At 61.0% G+C, this 16,521-nt stretch carries 18 protein-coding genes; 10 read left to right on the forward strand and 8 right to left on the reverse strand.

The genetic code is table 11. From position 1 onward, the window contains the following. Positions 1-24 precede the first annotated feature (24 nt). The gene (locus HBOR_RS07620) at positions 25-591 is read right to left on the reverse strand and encodes a GNAT family N-acetyltransferase (RefSeq protein ID WP_006054380.1); all 567 of its coding nucleotides are present in this window, start codon (positions 589-591) and stop codon (positions 25-27) included. A 351-nt stretch (positions 592-942) separates the two neighbouring features. Here HBOR_RS07620 and HBOR_RS07625 point away from each other — a divergent pair, with 351 nt between their 5' ends. Then, positions 943-1,143, forward strand: a complete 201-nt coding sequence (locus HBOR_RS07625; protein ID WP_006054381.1) for a hypothetical protein — start codon at positions 943-945, stop codon at positions 1,141-1,143. Between the two features lie 33 nt (positions 1,144-1,176). On the opposite strand, the gene HBOR_RS07630 is transcribed toward HBOR_RS07625, so the two are convergent. The 3 genes from HBOR_RS07630 to HBOR_RS07640 are packed head-to-tail and all read right to left on the reverse strand — an operon-like array spanning position 1,177 to position 3,386. Beyond that, on the reverse strand, positions 1,177-1,485 hold the full coding sequence (locus HBOR_RS07630; RefSeq protein WP_006054382.1) for a DUF7410 domain-containing protein: 309 nt from the start codon (positions 1,483-1,485) through the stop codon (positions 1,177-1,179). Then, complete coding sequence (locus tag HBOR_RS07635) at positions 1,482-2,927, reverse strand: hypothetical protein (protein ID WP_006054383.1); 1,446 nt, start codon at positions 2,925-2,927, stop codon at positions 1,482-1,484. The genes HBOR_RS07630 and HBOR_RS07635 overlap by 4 nt, the downstream gene beginning before the upstream one ends. A gap of 18 nt (positions 2,928-2,945) precedes the next feature. Then, positions 2,946-3,386 (reverse strand): hypothetical protein, encoded by a 441-nt coding sequence (locus HBOR_RS07640; protein ID WP_006054384.1) that lies wholly within the window; start codon positions 3,384-3,386, stop codon positions 2,946-2,948. A gap of 325 nt (positions 3,387-3,711) precedes the next feature. Between HBOR_RS07640 and HBOR_RS07645 the strand changes: the two genes are divergently transcribed. Both HBOR_RS07645 and HBOR_RS07650 read left to right on the forward strand, forming a co-directional pair. Next, the gene (locus HBOR_RS07645; protein ID WP_006054385.1) at positions 3,712-4,695 is read left to right on the forward strand and encodes an FKBP-type peptidyl-prolyl cis-trans isomerase; all 984 of its coding nucleotides are present in this window, start codon (positions 3,712-3,714) and stop codon (positions 4,693-4,695) included. 58 nt (positions 4,696-4,753) lie between these two features. Further along, positions 4,754-5,029, forward strand: a complete 276-nt coding sequence (locus tag HBOR_RS07650; protein ID WP_006054386.1) for a hypothetical protein — start codon at positions 4,754-4,756, stop codon at positions 5,027-5,029. A gap of 21 nt (positions 5,030-5,050) precedes the next feature. Here HBOR_RS07650 and HBOR_RS07655 read toward each other — a convergent pair whose 3' ends face one another. The 3 genes from HBOR_RS07655 to HBOR_RS07665 form a co-directional block, all read right to left on the reverse strand. Then, a complete protein-coding gene (locus tag HBOR_RS07655; RefSeq protein ID WP_006054387.1) occupies positions 5,051-5,674 on the reverse strand; it encodes an RAD55 family ATPase in 624 nt (207 codons plus the stop codon). 24 nt (positions 5,675-5,698) lie between these two features. Next, positions 5,699-6,331 (reverse strand): nucleotide-binding protein, encoded by a 633-nt coding sequence (locus tag HBOR_RS07660; RefSeq protein WP_006054389.1) that lies wholly within the window; start codon positions 6,329-6,331, stop codon positions 5,699-5,701. A 70-nt stretch (positions 6,332-6,401) separates the two neighbouring features. Then, entirely contained in the window at positions 6,402-6,776 is a 375-nt protein-coding gene (locus tag HBOR_RS07665) for a YlbF family regulator (RefSeq protein WP_049890579.1), read from the reverse strand. Between the two features lie 90 nt (positions 6,777-6,866). Here HBOR_RS07665 and HBOR_RS07670 point away from each other — a divergent pair, with 90 nt between their 5' ends. The 4 genes from HBOR_RS07670 to dph2 all read left to right on the forward strand — a co-directional run bounded on the left by HBOR_RS07670 (position 6,867) and on the right by dph2 (position 11,691). Continuing rightward, the gene (locus HBOR_RS07670) at positions 6,867-8,393 is read left to right on the forward strand and encodes a hypothetical protein (protein ID WP_006054391.1); all 1,527 of its coding nucleotides are present in this window, start codon (positions 6,867-6,869) and stop codon (positions 8,391-8,393) included. 101 nt (positions 8,394-8,494) lie between these two features. Beyond that, positions 8,495-8,926 carry an IS200/IS605-like element ISHbo5 family transposase gene (tnpA, locus tag HBOR_RS07675; protein WP_006054392.1) on the forward strand — a complete coding sequence of 144 codons (432 nt, stop codon included), beginning with the start codon at positions 8,495-8,497 and terminating at the stop codon, positions 8,924-8,926. After that, positions 8,923-10,305: an IS200/IS605 family transposon protein TnpB gene (locus tag HBOR_RS07680; RefSeq protein WP_006054393.1), complete on the forward strand. Its 1,383-nt coding sequence runs from the start codon at positions 8,923-8,925 to the stop codon at positions 10,303-10,305. Before tnpA ends, HBOR_RS07680 begins: the two co-directional genes overlap by 4 nt. 351 nt (positions 10,306-10,656) lie before the next feature. Beyond that, complete coding sequence (dph2, locus tag HBOR_RS07685) at positions 10,657-11,691, forward strand: diphthamide biosynthesis enzyme Dph2 (protein ID WP_049890454.1); 1,035 nt, start codon at positions 10,657-10,659, stop codon at positions 11,689-11,691. A 42-nt stretch (positions 11,692-11,733) separates the two neighbouring features. Here the strand turns inward: dph2 and HBOR_RS07690 are convergent, their stop codons facing one another. Then, positions 11,734-12,174 carry an SLOG cluster 4 domain-containing protein gene (locus HBOR_RS07690; protein WP_006054395.1) on the reverse strand — a complete coding sequence of 147 codons (441 nt, stop codon included), beginning with the start codon at positions 12,172-12,174 and terminating at the stop codon, positions 11,734-11,736. A 532-nt stretch (positions 12,175-12,706) separates the two neighbouring features. Here HBOR_RS07690 and HBOR_RS07695 point away from each other — a divergent pair. The 3 genes from HBOR_RS07695 (at position 12,707) to HBOR_RS07705 (ending at position 16,462) form a co-directional block, all read left to right on the forward strand. Continuing rightward, positions 12,707-13,540, forward strand: a complete 834-nt coding sequence (locus HBOR_RS07695; RefSeq protein WP_006054396.1) for an MBL fold metallo-hydrolase — start codon at positions 12,707-12,709, stop codon at positions 13,538-13,540. A gap of 67 nt (positions 13,541-13,607) precedes the next feature. Continuing rightward, positions 13,608-15,440, forward strand: a complete 1,833-nt coding sequence (locus HBOR_RS07700; RefSeq protein ID WP_006054397.1) for a hypothetical protein — start codon at positions 13,608-13,610, stop codon at positions 15,438-15,440. A 125-nt stretch (positions 15,441-15,565) separates the two neighbouring features. Beyond that, positions 15,566-16,462 carry a hypothetical protein gene (locus tag HBOR_RS07705; protein WP_006054398.1) on the forward strand — a complete coding sequence of 299 codons (897 nt, stop codon included), beginning with the start codon at positions 15,566-15,568 and terminating at the stop codon, positions 16,460-16,462. Positions 16,463-16,521 lie beyond the last annotated feature (59 nt).

The following is a 16,521-nucleotide window of genomic DNA, read 5'->3' on the forward strand; positions in this document are numbered from 1 at the left end:
ACCTATGCGCTTTGTCGTGATCCCTTATGACTCAGCTACGTCGGCCACCATCTGGCGACGGGTTGTTTCGAACCCGAGCGATTCGTAGAAGGCGACGGCGCGACCGTTGTCTACGTCCACGTCGAGGGCGAGTTCCGAACAGCCGCGCTCCCGCGCATCCTCGGCGGCCCGCCGGACGAGTTCGTTCGCAAGCCCGGTCCCTCGATACGGTTCACACACGAAGATGTCACCAACGCACAGTCGATCCGTACGGTCGAAGACGCTTGGGGCCTCAGAGCATTCGGTCGTGACGAATCCGACCGGAACCGTCTCAGGGTCGGAGAACGCGCCGGTGTCGGCATCCGGAACGTGGTCGTTCACCGTTTCGTTTGCATCTGTCGTGTTGCTCTCGTCGAACGCGACCCACACCCGGTGTCCCTCCCTGTTGAGCCAGTCGAGTCGGAACGCGACTTCCTCGGTTACGATATCGACATCGTCAGCCAGGGCGTGGGTTTCAACGGTCGCTTCGAGTTCCCGATGATAGGGCAGCCACAGCTCTTCGACGTATCGACGGACGGCCGATTCGTTAGCTGGGAGATGACGGAGTTTCATGAGAGATAAACGACACGAACCGATATTCACTTTTCGGTCGCCTGTCCAATAATTTGAATATTTTTGACAATAATCCTCTTGGGGGGACTCTTTGATTCAGTCGAACCGAACTCTTGTGACGGCGTTCTATTCGAGCAGTGGCGGTTACCGTCGTGTTTGTGGATTTCGGGGTATCTCTCGAAGTGGTCGTAGTGGCGGGAGTCCCGGACTTCTCGAAGGTTATACTGGCGAGATGTATCGGAGATGTCCCGAGCTAATCGAAGCATGACTGCAAGCGCTAGTCTGTTCAATCGGGTCCTTTGTACAACACCGCCGACTGGATTTATATTGTTTCTTGATAATATACAACGTATGAACGGAGAGACGGTCACGCTCGGCACGTCAATGGCTCTTATCTTCGCTGGACTCCTCGCCCTCCTCTACGGCGAGTATGCCGGGCTTACGGTGACGTTCGTTCCAACTGGTGGCGTCGTCGTCCTCGTCGGGATCGGTATCCTCACGGCCTACATCGCACGTCTTCCCGAACCTGACGACACCGATGCAGGGCACTGATAGGGCGGTTTTGGGGTCGGTTTCCGCGTCGGTTCATCCGGCGATACTGAACCCGATAATGCCGAGGATGATGAACGCGGCGTACACCGACCCTAACGCCGCCACTACCTTCAGGTGATAGAGAAACAGTTCGTCTGCTTCCTCGTCGAGCGCGGACTCGTAGGCGTCTCGTTCGCCCGGCGTCCACTCGTCCGCGTGCGCCTCGCCGACGTGGAGAACGCGGAGCCTGTCGGTTCGGAACGGTCGGTCGCAGTACGGACACGTCGTGACGGGTGTTTCGTCCGGTTCGATGTTCGTCTCGGGGCGAATCTGGTTCTGTTTTTGGCTCGATTTTTCGATCATGGCAGGGAATCTGCGACCGGTTGGGCGACGACCCAGAGGCTAGTCATCGTGTACAGGACAGTGACGGCGACGAACGGGTACTGACTGCGGAGCGGTTGGAGTCTGCCGGGGAAGACATCGAACGACCGCGTGTGAGCGATCCAGATGGCGAGGAGATGCCCGCCGACGACAAATCCGAGTTGCACCGCGCCGAACCACGACGGAAGCGCAAGAACTGGTATGGCTGCGGGCGGGGACAGCGGTGCGGTGGCGACAGCAACGAACGCCGGAGCGAGACCGAGAAAGTAGCCGAGAAAGTGCGCGAGGTGGTACCCGGCGGCGATGGGAAGCAGCGCCGGCGCGAACCATCGGGCGACGAAATCGGCGGTGACGTACGTGTCAGCCGTCCGCCGCGCGACTCGGGCGGCGACCCGGTAGACGGCGAGAAAGCAGGCGAATCCGACGAACGCGATGGCGAGGCTGAGAAGCCATCCCGGAATGCCGACGGCGACGACACTCGCTTGCAACTCCTGCCACGCGACGGTAGCGACGAAGCCGTCGTACGTCGTCACCCACAGGAGGGCGACGACGAACGCCACCTCTCCGTCGCGCATCGGTTTCGGGTAGCGGGCGAGGACTGATCCCGGAACCGAGACGGAGATGCCGTCGCCGTCGCGTTGAATCGGTGCGAGGAGTCCGTACAGATGGAACACACGGGTCACAGGGTCGATTCGCTCGAACCACGCCGACCCGTAGCGTACCGCTCCACCGACAGTGACAGCGGTGTACCCGAGAACGGCGACAGCGAGGGTCTGCGGGTTTGAGGCGACAGGGCTGACGACTTCCACCCAGACGAGAGTGATGAGACCGACGACCGCCGGCCACGACCCGACGCGTTCGGAAAGTGGACGTGACTCTCGGGAGAAGCGTGACTGCCACGAGAGGGAGCGACCGACTGCGCGCGCGAGTGCCCGCCACGGGTTGACGAGTGGCCAGAGGTTCACGACCAGATACGTGAACATCGTGAATCCGGCCCACCACCCCACCCAGACAGTGAGAACCGCGAAATTCGCAAGTGGAACCGCGGGACCGGTGACCCCGAACCAGACCACTGCGGCGAGGACAGCGAGGCTCACGACGGGTCCCACGTAGCTGAGGTTCGAGCGGATTAGGGACTTGCTAAGGTCGAGTCTGCGTCGCTGGTTGGCAACGGCGTCGAGTATCTCAGTGTCGGTGACAAAACTGGAGAACAGAAAGGAGACGCCGACGACGCCGCCGCCCGAGAGGACAACCAACCAGAACGGGACCGGAGCCGACTGTAGCGACCCAGCGAGTGACCCCGCGTGCGCGAGAACCGGCCGGGAAAGCGCGGCCACACCGACGACAGTAACGGCGAGGCTCCCGAACTGTCTCAGGCAGGCGGCGACGGCGGGTCGGAGGTGACGAGCGAGCGTGCGGAGCATCGAGGTGAGCGAACGCGCTCAGAACAATCCGAGCAGTTTCAAAGCGATGGCGACGACGAACAGCATACCGAGAGCCCACGCGCCGAGGAAGGCGGCCTGCGCGTTCTTGAGGCCGCGACTTCGTGCGGACACGAACGTCCCGTAGAAGACGTAGAGGATAAGGATGAGCGTCGTCCCTGCGACGAGGAACGCGCCACCGATGGCCGCCATTCCTTCCGGAACTTCGGCACCAGCCACGAACAGAACGGCCGCGGTGCCGAATGCGAGTGCGGCGACGAGAAACGCCGCGGTCCACATCATAGGGCTGTCGGCACCGCGAGTCAGTACCGACCCGGACTCCCGCGTCGTCCACCCGCCTGCGACGGAGTAGTTTCGCCACCCGCGGCCGATGAGAACAACTACGGCGGCGATGAGACTGACTCCGAGTACGAAACTGACGAGCAACGATTCTTGTGCCATGTGAACACTCTCCTATGACGAATAATTATTCTGGTAAGCGTCATAAACTGTTCGCCCACTGGCCTGCGATATCGCCGTACTGTAAGTTGCCACCCCGTCTGCATGGAGTCATCTCCAGTTCGTTGTCCACGTCCCCAGACGATAGCGTGTGGTCGGTTGCGTTCCGCATCCGGTCAGGTGTGTGTCTAGTTACCGCCGATCTGAAGCGAAACGCACGGGGAGGGTGGGAGACGGCCGAAAATCAGTACTCGGACGCCCGTGAGCCGTCCGGATCGGTCATCTGCGAAACGTGATTCTTAAGGGTCGCACGAGTAATGTTCCGCGTATGAGTGACGAACAGCAGGCGGAAGCCGCAGAGCAGGCAGACGCCGATGCAACGGAGGATGTCGAAAAAGAGACCGAGGGCGGAATTCAGGACGATGATTTCGTCCGACTCGCCTACACGGTCCGAACGGTCGAAGACGACACCGTCGTCGATACGACTGACGAAGCGGTCGCCGAAGAGGCCGAAATAGACACAGACGAGTACGAGTTCGAGCCCCGAACCATCATCGTCGGCGCGGGTCACATCTTCGAGTCGGTCGATGACGAACTCATCGGCTCGGAGGTCGGTGACTCCGGTACCGTCGAGATTCCGGCCGCCGAGGCGTTCGGCGAGTTCGACGACGACGAGGTTCGCACGGTCAGCGCGAACAAAATCGCAGAAGACGACCGCTACCCCGGCGCACAGGTGCAGGTAGACGGCGAACAGGGTCGCGTCGAGACGATCATCGGCGGCCGCGCCCGCGTCAACTTCAACCACCCGCTCGCGGGTGAGGACCTCGAATACGAGTACGAGGTTCTCGAACTCGTCGAGGACCGCGAGGAGCAGGCTGGCGGCCTCCTCGGGATGTACCTCCAGCAGGTCCCTGACGTGTGGATTCAGACGGACGAAGTCGAGGAAGAGCAAGTCGTCGAGTCCGACGAGGACGAAGACGAGGACGCAGAACCCGAGACGGAGACCGTCACGGTCGATAAAGAGACGCTGTACATCGAGGCCACGCCGCAGATGACGATGAACCAGCAGTGGATGTTCTCGAAACAGCAGATCGCACAGGACCTCATGGACCGTCTCGACCTCGACCGCGTCATCGTCCAAGAGACCATCGACGGGATGGGTGGCATGATGGGCGGTATGGGCGGTATGATGGGCGGCATGGGCGGCGGTGCCGACGCCGCGGACATCGAGGAAGCCATCGAAGACGTTGACGTGGACGCCGACGAACTCGTCGAAGAACTCGAAGACGAAGTCGACGGCGACGACGAGTAATCCACGACACGAATCCGGCGCTTTCTTTGGTAGTTCACGACGACCGGAACGGAGAGAGATGTCAACCAACGACTCAGCCGCGACGATACCCGTCTCGGACGACCTGAAAATCGCTGCCGTCGCCGCCGGGTGTACCGTCGCGTTCACGCTCGTCCTCCGTTTCGGACTCGCCGCACGCAACGTTTCATTTCTCGTCCGCCTGCTTCCACTCGTGCCGTACTTTCTGTACGTGTTCACCCGACGCATCGATCTCGGGTCGCTGGACACCGTTCGAAACTGGTCGGTGCTGACGCTTCTCATCACGATCATCGGGTTGGGATTCTACGCGATCTGATCTCCGCTTGACACTCGTCGGTCAGGCGATATCTCGACTGGTATCGACGGCGACTTCCTCTGCGAGGCGGAGTTTAATCGTCTCGTCGGGAGCGCGTCCGCCGCGGAACTTCGGCACCGCAAGGCGGTTCTCGATCTCCGTGCCATCGACCGTTGTCTGCAGGTCGAACACGACATCGGCCATGTGTTTCGTGTACTTCCGGTTCGCCGGGTCGTCACCCTTCATCCCGTGAAGGATGGCGAGACCGCCGGTGTTGACCATGTGCGTCTGTAGTTCGTTCAGGAAGGTGCGGTATCGCACCGGGTCCGTCGCTTCCAACACGTCCACCACGTCGATGATGAGGTTCGCTCGCTCCGGCAGATCGTGGATGAGTTTGTTCGCTACGTCGAGAGGTGCTTCACCGCCCACGTCGCGGATCGTCGGCGATCCTGTGCGGCCGAGCGTCCGTCCGATAGCGTCTTGCACCGCTTGGCCCGAACGAAGCGTCGTCAGATAGAGCGTGCCGCGGACCGCTGTGAGTTCGTAGAGGAACAACTCCGATTGACTCGCGGGGTCAGCGTTGAGGAAGACGGTACTTCCGGCGGGGAGACCACCGCCGAGTTCCCGGTCCAGAACCGTGATTCCAGTTGAGAGTTGTTCCGACACGACAAGGAGTACGACAGTCAGGGTTCATAGCTCTTTATCAGCGTGTAACCCTGTTGCCACCTTTCGATACGCACGGCGAACGGATTCGGCGTCGAGTACCGGCGGATCGACGGGCGGGACAGTACCGAGCACCGGACACCCGAGCAACGATTCGACACCGGACGGCACGACCCGCGCCCGAACGAGAACAGCGCCGAGAACGTTCGTCCCGAGTGCGTCGGCCATCGCGGCCGTTTTCACCGTGTCGCGTAGTGCGGGGGTACACGGCGGCGTTACCAAGAGTACTTCGTCCGCCTCGCGGAGTGGCGTGGCGGCGTCCGGTCCCGCTCCGGCGGGACAATCGATCAGCACCTGCCCGTCTGCTGTGTCTCTGACGCGGCGCAGACGTGACTTGCCGTCGTCAGTTCGGTCACCACGCTCTTCGTGCGCGCCGGTCGAATCCGTCGGTGCAGGATAGACTGTCACTGTGTCGTCGCGCGGATGGACGTGTCCAACGTGGTTCTGCGGTGGTTCGCGCGGGACGCCAGCGAGCGAGTGGAGGTTCGGCATATCCGTGTCGGCATCAACGACGGTGGTAGGGCCGTCGAGTGCGGTGGCGAGTCCGAGCGTCGTCGTCGTCTTCCCACACCCGCCCTTGCCGCCTGCTACTGCGAGCATGGGTCGTCTGGTCCCGTCTCAGTACAAAAAGTCATGGCTGCCCCGGCGGGCAACTATCGCGGCGTCCGTCTCAGTCCTTACAGCAACCGCCAGCTTCGCCGCCGAAGTCAACCGCGAGCGGGTCGGAGATGGCTTTGTTAATCGCCTCGAGTCGGTCCTGTAGTTCCTCTTGGGCCTCCAAATATTCGGCCATCACTGGCTTCGAGTGGAGTTCTCGCTGGGCGGATTGGACCTTCTGGAGAGCCTCCTGCGTTGCGTTTCCGGTCTGTCGGGCCATCATGAACTCTTCGCGGAGTTGCTGGAACTCACGAATCTCCGTCTGAATCTCCTCGTCGTTCTCGACGGCCGCCTTTGCCTCCTCGAACGCTTTGTATTCGGGCGTCTCGGCGATTTCCTCACCGAGCTCGTGTCCGAGTTCTTCGAGTCGGTCCGTCTGGATGCTCATATCCACGAGTTGGACGCCGATTCGTTTGAACTTGCCGGACACGGAACGTGAGGGGAAAGAGTCGTTGTGATACGTATTGTATGGTAGACAATGGCTATCGTTCCTGCATACACGTTCGAGAGGTGGCTTCATCGCCTCGACGGAGCTACGTTCTCGGCGTTCGTCGCCGATCTGTACGCGAGTCGGGGCAGGGAAGTCACTGTCCGGGACGATGGTGCTGTCGTGCTCGTTGATGAGGGGCGTGTCCTCGTCCCTATTGCGAGCAGATGGCGACTCAGACGACCGCGTGTGCCGAACGACGCCGATGCAATCGTTGCACCCGCGCCGTCGCGGCGTCTCCGCAGAGTGGCTGTCCGCCGCGGCCTGCGTTTACTGGGACCAACGGACATCAGAAATCTCGCGCTCTACGGCATCGACCGACGCGACGCCGAACGCCTATTCGAGGAGTATTTCGGCGAGTCGCCCGCGGTCGCTGCGCCGGAGTCGTCCGATTCGTCGTCGAGTCCGCTGCGTCGGTTTGACGATGTTTCGTTGGCGACTATCGCGGCCGTCGTCCTCATCGGTCTCGTCGTCGCGGCAGTTTTCGGTCCGTTCGGGCCGGGCGTCGCGCCCGCGGAAGACGACGCCGCTCAAGCGGGATCGAACCCCGTCGCTGTCGGCATGTCGGACACCGCCGACGATGGAGACGAAGAGCAGTTGTTCCCGCCGGGCATCGGCCCGACCGGTGTCACTGATTCCGAGATGTTGGCTGCGGCACACGCCGATGCGGTTGCCGGTCGGTCGTACCGTCTCGTCATCCGACAGTCGGGGACCCGAGATTGGAACGGCCGTCGCTGGCAGGATGCGTGGCACCAAGCAGAAGTAGAGAATGCGCGGCACTTCGGCTACACTGTCACTGGGTACGCGCAGTCCACCGACTCGACCCCGACAGCGCCGACACCCACGACGAGCCCCGACGGTGCTGACCTCGTCCAGTACTCCGCGTACGCCGACGGCGAAATCGTCTACGTCAAGACCGAACTACGGAACAACGAGTCGTTTTACAGAACTCCTGTCAGCGTCAACGAGTACGGATACGGCGTCTTCGAGCGACGCGCATCGTTCGCCATCCAGCAGTATTTGACCACGACGCGGACGAACGTCACGCGCGCAGACCGGGCGCAGTACCCGTTTCGAATCGTCGCCACTGGCACTCCCGAACACATCTCGAACGCAGACCGAATCAGCGACTATCGCGCTGAGGCCTCAGTCGGTTCCGACGGGTTCGTCTCCGTTCTCAACGTCTCGTACGACGTGACTATCGAGAACGAGACGCGGGAGGTGTCGTACCGACTGGAGTACGCCGCAATAGACGAGGTGAATCTCTCGCGGCCGGTCTGGTACGACCGCGCAGTGAATGCGACAGTTCCACCCTCGCTGTCCGACGAACCGACGCGGGAGTCGAATGAGACGACAACCGAAACAACTGCGACGACAACCGAAGCCACCGACTCGACGGCAACCAGAATCACCGACTCGACGGCAACCGCGTCTGCGGGAAATACGGGGCGAAAGCCTCGCCCTTCAGGGCGTTACCAGAACGCTAAGCGTTCTGGTTGCCCGCCAGACGTAGTCTGACGACGGGGATGAAGCCGACCAATAGTATTCAACCGCCGCCGATGGCATAGACGGGGTTCAAACGCAGTCTTCAAGCCGTCCGACCGTGATAGTATGCATAGATGGTGAAGAGTACCCGTCACGCGAAATACGAACTCTACTACCACATAGTGTTCGTGCCGAAATCTGGCGGAATCGAAGATTCCGCTGACCTCGCGGAACAGGGTTCCGCTCAGTATCGGCGTTCGCACCTGACGGGGAAGACGAAGGAACGTCTCGAAACCATCTTCGCGGAAATCTGTGAGGACAAGGGCCTCGAACTGGCCGAGTCCGAGGTCATGCCCGACCACGTACACCTGTTCATTGGGAGTCCACCCAAGAACGCCCCGTCACTCATCGTCAACTGGGTCAAGGGCATCTCCGCCCGCAAGTACAACCAGCGGTACGATGACCGCGTGAAGTGGACTCGTTCGTACTACGTCGGGACGGCGGGGAGCGCCTCGAAGGGCGCTGTCGAACAGTACATCGCTGAACAGGAGGGTGGCGACGAATGAAGCGCGTCAACACCTTCGAGGTCGTGCCACAGACCGAGAACGACAAAGAGTGCCTTCTACGGCTACTCGACGCCTCCGCCTCGCTGTGGAACGAACTGACCTACGAACGTCGTCAGAACTACTTCGGTAACGGCGACGTGTGGGACACCTCCGAGTACCGTGGACAGTACAACGGTGTCGTTGGAAGCGCGACCGTTCAACAGGTCACGCGCAAGAACAGCGAAGCGTGGCGGTCGTTCTTCGCCCTCAAAGAGAAAGGCGAGTACGCCAACCCACCGTCGTACTGGGGCAACGAGGAGGACGGGCGCGAACTCCGCACCTACATTCGGTGCAACCAGTACACGATTGAGTGGGGGAAGCGTAGCCGTCTCGAAATCCCTGTTGGGCAAGAACTGAAAGACGAATACGGACTCGGCTACCACGAACGACTCCGCCTCGAAGTCCGAGGCAACCCGAAGTGGGACGGCAAACAGGGTCGTCTGGAACTTGAGTACGACGAAATGAGCGACACGTTCAGGGCTTTCCAACCAGTCACCGTCCCTGATTCTCGACTGGATTCACGGAAAATCGAAGATTTTCCTGAAGTCGAAAACGCTTCGCGTTTTCGGAATTCACCACTGGCTTCGGAAGAAGCCGCCCTCGACGTTGGCGCGAACAATCTCGTCGCCTGTTCCACGACCACTGGGAACCTGTACCTCTACGACGGTCGGGAGTTGTTCGGACGGTTCCGCGAGACGACAGACGAAATCGCCCGCCTACAGTCGAAATTGCCCGAGAGACGCAGTCTCTCGGAATCACGGAAGACTTCGTCTTCCGGACGACTCCGCGAAGGACGCTACTCCTCGAAACGGATTCGACGGCTGTACCGACAGCGGACGAAGCGCCGTGACCACGCACAGAACGCGCTGGTGCGCGACCTCGTTGAACGGCTGTACGACGAGGGAGTGGCGACGGTGTACGTGGGCGATTTGACCGACGTGCTGGAAACGCACTGGTCGGTCAGGGTGAACGAGAAGACGCACAACTTCTGGGCGTTCAAGAAGTTCATCCACCGTCTCGCGTGCGTCTGTGAGGAATACGGTATCAGCCTCGAAGCCGAGTCGGAAGCGTGGACGAGTCAGACGTGTCCCGAGTGTGGCGACCACGAGGAGACGGTCCGCCACGGAGATACGCTGACGTGTTCATGCGGATTCGAGGGACACGCCGACCTCACGGCGTCAGAGACGTTCCTTCGAGAAAACAGCGATACGGAAGTCAGGCCGATGGCACGGCCCGTGCGATTCGAGTGGGACGACCACGACTGGTCGGGGAAACCACACCCTCACGAAAGTCCCAAAGAAGTGCGCACAAACCCGCAAGTTGCCTCCGTGGGTCGGTAGCCGAACCCCCAACGGAGGAATCCTCGCGCTTTAGCGCGGGGAGGATGTCAAACAACCGCAGATCCCGACCCTCACGGCCGACGTACGCGCTCCGACCCTGAACCGACATCTCGGGGACGTGTTCTGTTTCCAGTGACTCTTCGCCGATAATCTCGTTTCCGCAGGCGGGACACTCGGTCAGTTCTTCGTCGTCGTCGGTATTGTGTTCGTCTGACGACATAGTTCAGTTACGCCCGAGCGTGGCATAAGCTGTCGTGGCATCTGCGAACTGCACGCACGACCCGTGAGATCGGAATTGAGAGTGTGTGAGAACCGCCGACGTTATCCCTCCCGACTTGCAAGAGAGGTGCAATGAGCCAGGACGCCACGTCGGACGGGGACCTCAGGAATACTGGGATGTCCCTGAAGCACGACCGGGAGTGGGACTACGAACTCGAACGAATCGTCGAGGAAGTCGAAGACCGAGACGCAAAGCGCGTCGGTCTTCAGTTCCCTGAGGGGTTGAAACGACGCGGTCCAGCCGTCGCAGACGACCTGCGTGAACGCTGTGACGATGACGTGACGTTCATGTTGTCCGGACAGCCCTGCTACGGCGCGTGCGACCTCGATACCTATCTGATGCGCCGGACAGACGTTTTCGTCCACTTCGGTCACTCCCCGATGAAGGAGTCGGACAAGATCATCTACGTTCCGCTGTTCTCGAACGTCGATCCGTTCCCCATCCTCGAAGATTCGCTTGCGGAACTGGACGGCGACGAGGTTGGTCTCGTGACGACGGCCCAGCACATGAACCGTTTCGAGGACATGTGCGACTGGTTGGAAGAACGCGGCTACGACGTTCACACCCGCCGCGGCGACGACCGCCTGACGTTCGAGGGCCAAGTTCTCGGTTGTAACTACGCGTCTGCGGACATCGACGCCGACCAAGTGCTGTACGTCGGCGGCGGGAAGTTCCACCCGCTCGGACTGGCGATGGAACACCCCGACAAGAAGGTCGTCATCGCCGACCCCGTGAACAACGTCGTCACCATCGCGGACACGGAGAAGTTCATGAAGCAGCGGTACGCCTCCGTCCACAAGGCGATGGACGCCGAGAAGTGGGGCGTTATCTTCTGTACGAAAATCGGGCAGGGCCGTATGGAGATTGCCGAGAAGATCATCGAGGACAACGACAACGCCTACCTCATCACCATGGACGAAGTGACGCCTGATCGGCTCAGAAACTTCGACATGGACGCGTTCGTCAACACCGGTTGCCCGCGCATCACCACCGACGACGGCCCGCGCTTCCACAAGCCGATGCTGACGCCGCAGGAGTACCGCATCGCCGTCGGCGACGAACCGCTCGACTCCCTCGAATTCGACACGTTCCACGGCACCTGGTAGCCGCTTCGACCCTTCACACGGGCGGTAGTTTCTCCTGTCTTCTTACGACTCCGTCTCGACGTACTTCACGGTCTCTTCAGGCGTCTCGCACGCCTCGATTCCGTCCACCTCGTGCGTTCCCAATCCCGCGATAGGTCGGTCGTAGACGAGCGACAGGCCGATCTCCGAGAGCGTCCCACCGGCACCGTCGATGGCGATGACTGCATCGCCGTTCATCACGACGAGCGCGTTTCGACCGTGTCCGAGTCCCGTCGCAATCGGAGTGTCAACGTACTCGTTGGCGTCCGCACGCCGGTCTGTCGGAAGGATGCCGATTGTCTCGCCACCGGCCGCTTTTGCGCCTCGGCAGGCCGATTCCATCACGCCGCCGAGTCCACCGCAGACGACTGTGTGGCCACGCTGGGCGACGATGCGACCGGTTGCTGCCGCCGTCTCGCGTACGGTATCGGTGACAGAGCTGCCGCCGATAATACTAACTCGCATACTCTGCGGTGGTCGCCGTCGCTCGTACGCGTTTCGTTAGCGACAGACGACGAATAGTCGTCAAAATCTGTTCGGGAATCGATTCAGGGCGAGGGCGGGCGGTGTGCCGACTGTTCGGGTCAGTCCAAGTCGGAGGCCGGCGGTTGTGCCTCCCACGACCCGAGCAAGCGCATCGTCTCGTCCATCTCCGAGAAGTCGGCAGTCTGTCTGTGATGAACTGACATGACGTGAAAACTGACGCGTGTAACTGATAAATAGCTTGTGCCCGATATGGGTTTGCTAACCGAGAGTAGTACGTAGTTTATTTAGACATATCTTGGTTATCATGCCTCTATTGAACACGAGTGTTGTGTTTTTTGTGGTGGACTGTTTCTTCACGGTCGCCCAACCCGTCTCGAATGCCGATTTCACACTCATCAAGTCAAATAAATATCATGTTTATTTCTAACTTTGTCACGGGGCTATCCCTCTCTCGGGAGCATGACTCGCCCGGTCCGCAACACTTAGTCCCTGCCCGGACTCACCCACCGCCATGAGTGTAAGCGATTGGGGGGACTGGCTCCCACGCGCAGTCGAAGACGCGTCTCCGGATACCGTCTCGATCTGGTATCTCGGGTGTAACGGATTTTTCTTGAAGGGAAGCGACGGCACGACCCTCGCAATCGACCCCTACGTCGGTCTCGGAGACCCACCGCGAACCGTCCGGATGATTCCGGTGCCGTTTGACCCCCACGACGTGGCTGAGATGGACGCCGTCTTGGCGACGCACGAGCATACCGACCACGTTCACGGGCCGAGTCAAGCGCCCATCCTCGAATCGACCGGGGCGCAGTATTACGCGCCCGACGACTCTCTCGACGTGGCGCTGGAAGACGAAGCGTGGGTAGACGACTACGACATCTCCGAGGAACAGTTCACCGAGGTCACGGACGGTGACACGTTCGAGGTCGGTGAGTTCACGATTCACGTCGAACACTCCTACGACCCCGACGCTACCCATCCCGTCTCCTACGTCATCGAACACGAGTCGGGGACGTTCTTCCACGGCGGCGATACCAAGCCCGACGAGGAGTTCGAAGCGCTCGGCGAAAAGTACGATATCGACCTCGGCGTCCTCGCGTTCGGTTCCATCGGGAACATCGACGACAAGGAGACCGGCGAACCGGTCCGGACGAAGTGGTACTCGACGGAAAACGAGGCTGTGAAAGCCGCCTCGGACCTCCAGTTCGACCGGTTCCTCCCGAGCCACTGGGATATGTGGAAGGGTCTGACCGCCGATCCGACGGTGCTTCACCACCACGCAAAGAGCTTTGCGTACCCTGAGCGCCTCGAAATCATCGAAATCGGCGACCGAGTCGAACTCTAATTCTCTTTTTCTCAGATTTCATATTTTCCCCGGTTGTTTTATGTCACCCCTTTCGGTAAGAAGCGACATGAGCCGCGAGTTCGACGTTGGGGATCCGGTGTACGTCTCGAACGGGGACGTAACGGTGGAGAAATCGTTCTCCGCCGACGAGTTTCCGGTGCCCGCAATCAAGTTCCGAATCACTTCAGAGAGCAACGAGTCCGAACACGTCCGAATCGTCGATCAGATTCCGGACGATTTCCCGATGGAAGGCGTCGGATTCCACCCGGACTTCGAGAGCGACAACTGGGCGGCGTACAAGGATCACCGTGTCGAATACGAACGGACCCTTGATCCGAACGAAACGGTCGAAACGGTCTACGGCATCCGCCTCGATCAGGTGAGTGAAGCCGAATCGTTCCTCGTCGAACCCGTTCTCGAACGTCCGCCTGTTCCGCAGGACGGTGAAGAACCCGTGCGCGACGACGGTGTCGAAGACATTCTCGGCGAGGACCGCAGTCAACTCGTCCGCGACGCGCTGCAGGGTAACGGCAGTCTCTCCGACCCCGCGTCCGACGCGGCCGCCGCCGAAGATGCGGCCGAGTCGGTCCTCGAAGCGGAGGCCGACGCAGGAGCAGATCCGCTCGCGGATCCGCTTGCGGCCGACGATACTGATGCTGCTGTTGGCTCCGACACCGACTCGGACAACGTCCCGGTCGAGACGGTAGACGAGACAGCTACTGACGGGACGACGCCCGACGAAACTGCTCCCGACGAGGCCGCGGTCTCCGAAGACGGTGGGGCCTCTGCGGCCGACATCGAGGCGGCGATTGACGACGATAGCGACGACGTCGATGCCGGCCCGCGCAAACTTACAGCGGAGACGACGCCCGCAATAACCCGATCCGAGGCGTCGGAGGACAGGACCGAAGCTGACGCCGCCGATGTCGCCGCCGATGCCACCACGGACGAAGCGGCCGACACCGATGACGTGGCCGATGCGGATCAAACGGCCGACACCGATGACGTGGCCGACGCGGATCAAACGGCCGATACCGATGATTACGTCGATATCGGTGACTCCGTCGCAGACGATGCGGATGACACCGAATCCACGACGGCATCTGCAACTGCGGCGTCCACAACCGCGGCATCCGGATCGCTCGCCGCCGCACTCGCGGCTGAACTGCGCGCTGGTGACGTGCCCGAGGACGACCTCAAACTCCTCCGTTCGGAACTCGACTTCGGCTTGCCACGAAGTGCGGACGTGCGCATCCGCCGACTCCAAGCGCAGATGAACGACTTGCAGGCGTACAGCGACGCCCTCGCGGAGTTCATCGACGAGGAGGGGACCGGACAGGACCTCGTCGATGGACTCCGACAGGAGGTCGAAGCGCTGGATGAGGAACTCGACGCCTTCGGTGACGACATCGCTACCGTCGAAGCCGAACTGACCGCCGCGGACGCCGACCGCGAGGACATCCGCGACGACCTCTCGACGCTGGAAGGCGACCTCGGCGCTCTCGACGAACGCGTCGAAGACACCGCACAGCAACTCACCGAGGTTGATGACAAGGCGTCCGAAGCCGTTGCGGGAGTCGAGGAACTGAACACGACGCTCGACGAGGAAGTCGAAGCGGTCCACGAGGATATCGAGGAACTCTCGGACGACCTGAGTCAGACCGCGTCGGCGGCCGCTGGACTCGACGAGGAACTCGGTGATGTCCGCGAAGATATTGCCGACCTCGACGGCGAAATCGTCTTGACCCGCGAATCGCTCGAAGACGACGTGGCGTCGGTTCGATCTGATCTCGACGAACTCGACGACGTACAGACCCGTATCGAGAGCCTCGAAGATGACATCGAGGTCCTGATGCAGTTCCGTGATCGCCTGAACGACGCGTTCGGTCCCGGCGAGTAGACGCCGGTATCGGCGGCCGCGACTTCGAACGGATCTTATTCTGTGTCACACGCCCACACGGAAAGTCGCCGACAGTATCCGACCGAAGCGCAATCTGTATAGTCGCCCCGTTCGTGCAACCGACAATGACTGAGACGGTGTGCGTCGCCGTTCCTCGCAAGGGGCGACCGCTCGAAGCCGTGCTCGATAGATTCGCCGCGAGTGCTGACGCGGCGCAGGTTGCGGACGACATCACCTCGACGCTCCGCCATGAGAAGTCTATCACCAAGGGCACGACACATCCGGACCATGATGTGTACGACCGTCTCGCGGACTACTCCGACCTCTCGGACCCGTTCGCTCCGGAGTACACTCTGCTCCGCGACGACAGAGAGGGGATGCCCCGTCGTGTCGTCTTCGATAGCGTCACCATCGAAGTAGACGGCACGCCCGTCCATCTCGTCGGCCGAGAGGAACCGTTCCGCGCGCTCAGAACCCATGAGTTCGCTCTCGGATTCGACAGCGCGGACCTCGTTCTCGAAGAGGTCGTCCAACTCCGGGAAGACGGAGTCGGATCGCTCGCGGACATTAACGCCCGTATCGACCCGATGGATACCGACGTTCGTGTCGTCTCCGGCCTCGGAGACACCGTCTATCACACGCTGATGGCGAAACCCGAGGTCCTCCCGCCGGGTGCGGACCTCGACCGCGAGTTCGTCGCGGAGTACGACGGGCCGCTCTGCATCTCACCGCGCTACGAGCGCCTCGTGGAAGCGGTTCTCGGAACCCGACCGCTGGAGAACATCTCGTTCGCTTACCCCGAGGAGTCTGTTGAAGAAGAATCCGCCATCGCGGACGTCGGTCTCGGCGTCTACCTCACGATGACCGGTTCGACCGCCCGCGACTACGGTCTCGTCCTCGGTGAGCATCTGTTCCCCTCCGAGACGGTGTTGATGGAGAACGTCGCGGAAACGACAGCGGCAGTCGAACACGTCGCACAAGCCATCACCGGTCCCGAACTCGAAACCGAACTGGTCGTCTAACTGCCGTTCGGTCTCGATTTTCCCCGCCCGTGTTCTCGAATCGGCGTAACGTAGAAGTT

It is taken from the genome of Halogeometricum borinquense DSM 11551 (assembly GCF_000172995.2).
Lineage (GTDB): Archaea > Halobacteriota > Halobacteria > Halobacteriales > Haloferacaceae > Halogeometricum > Halogeometricum borinquense.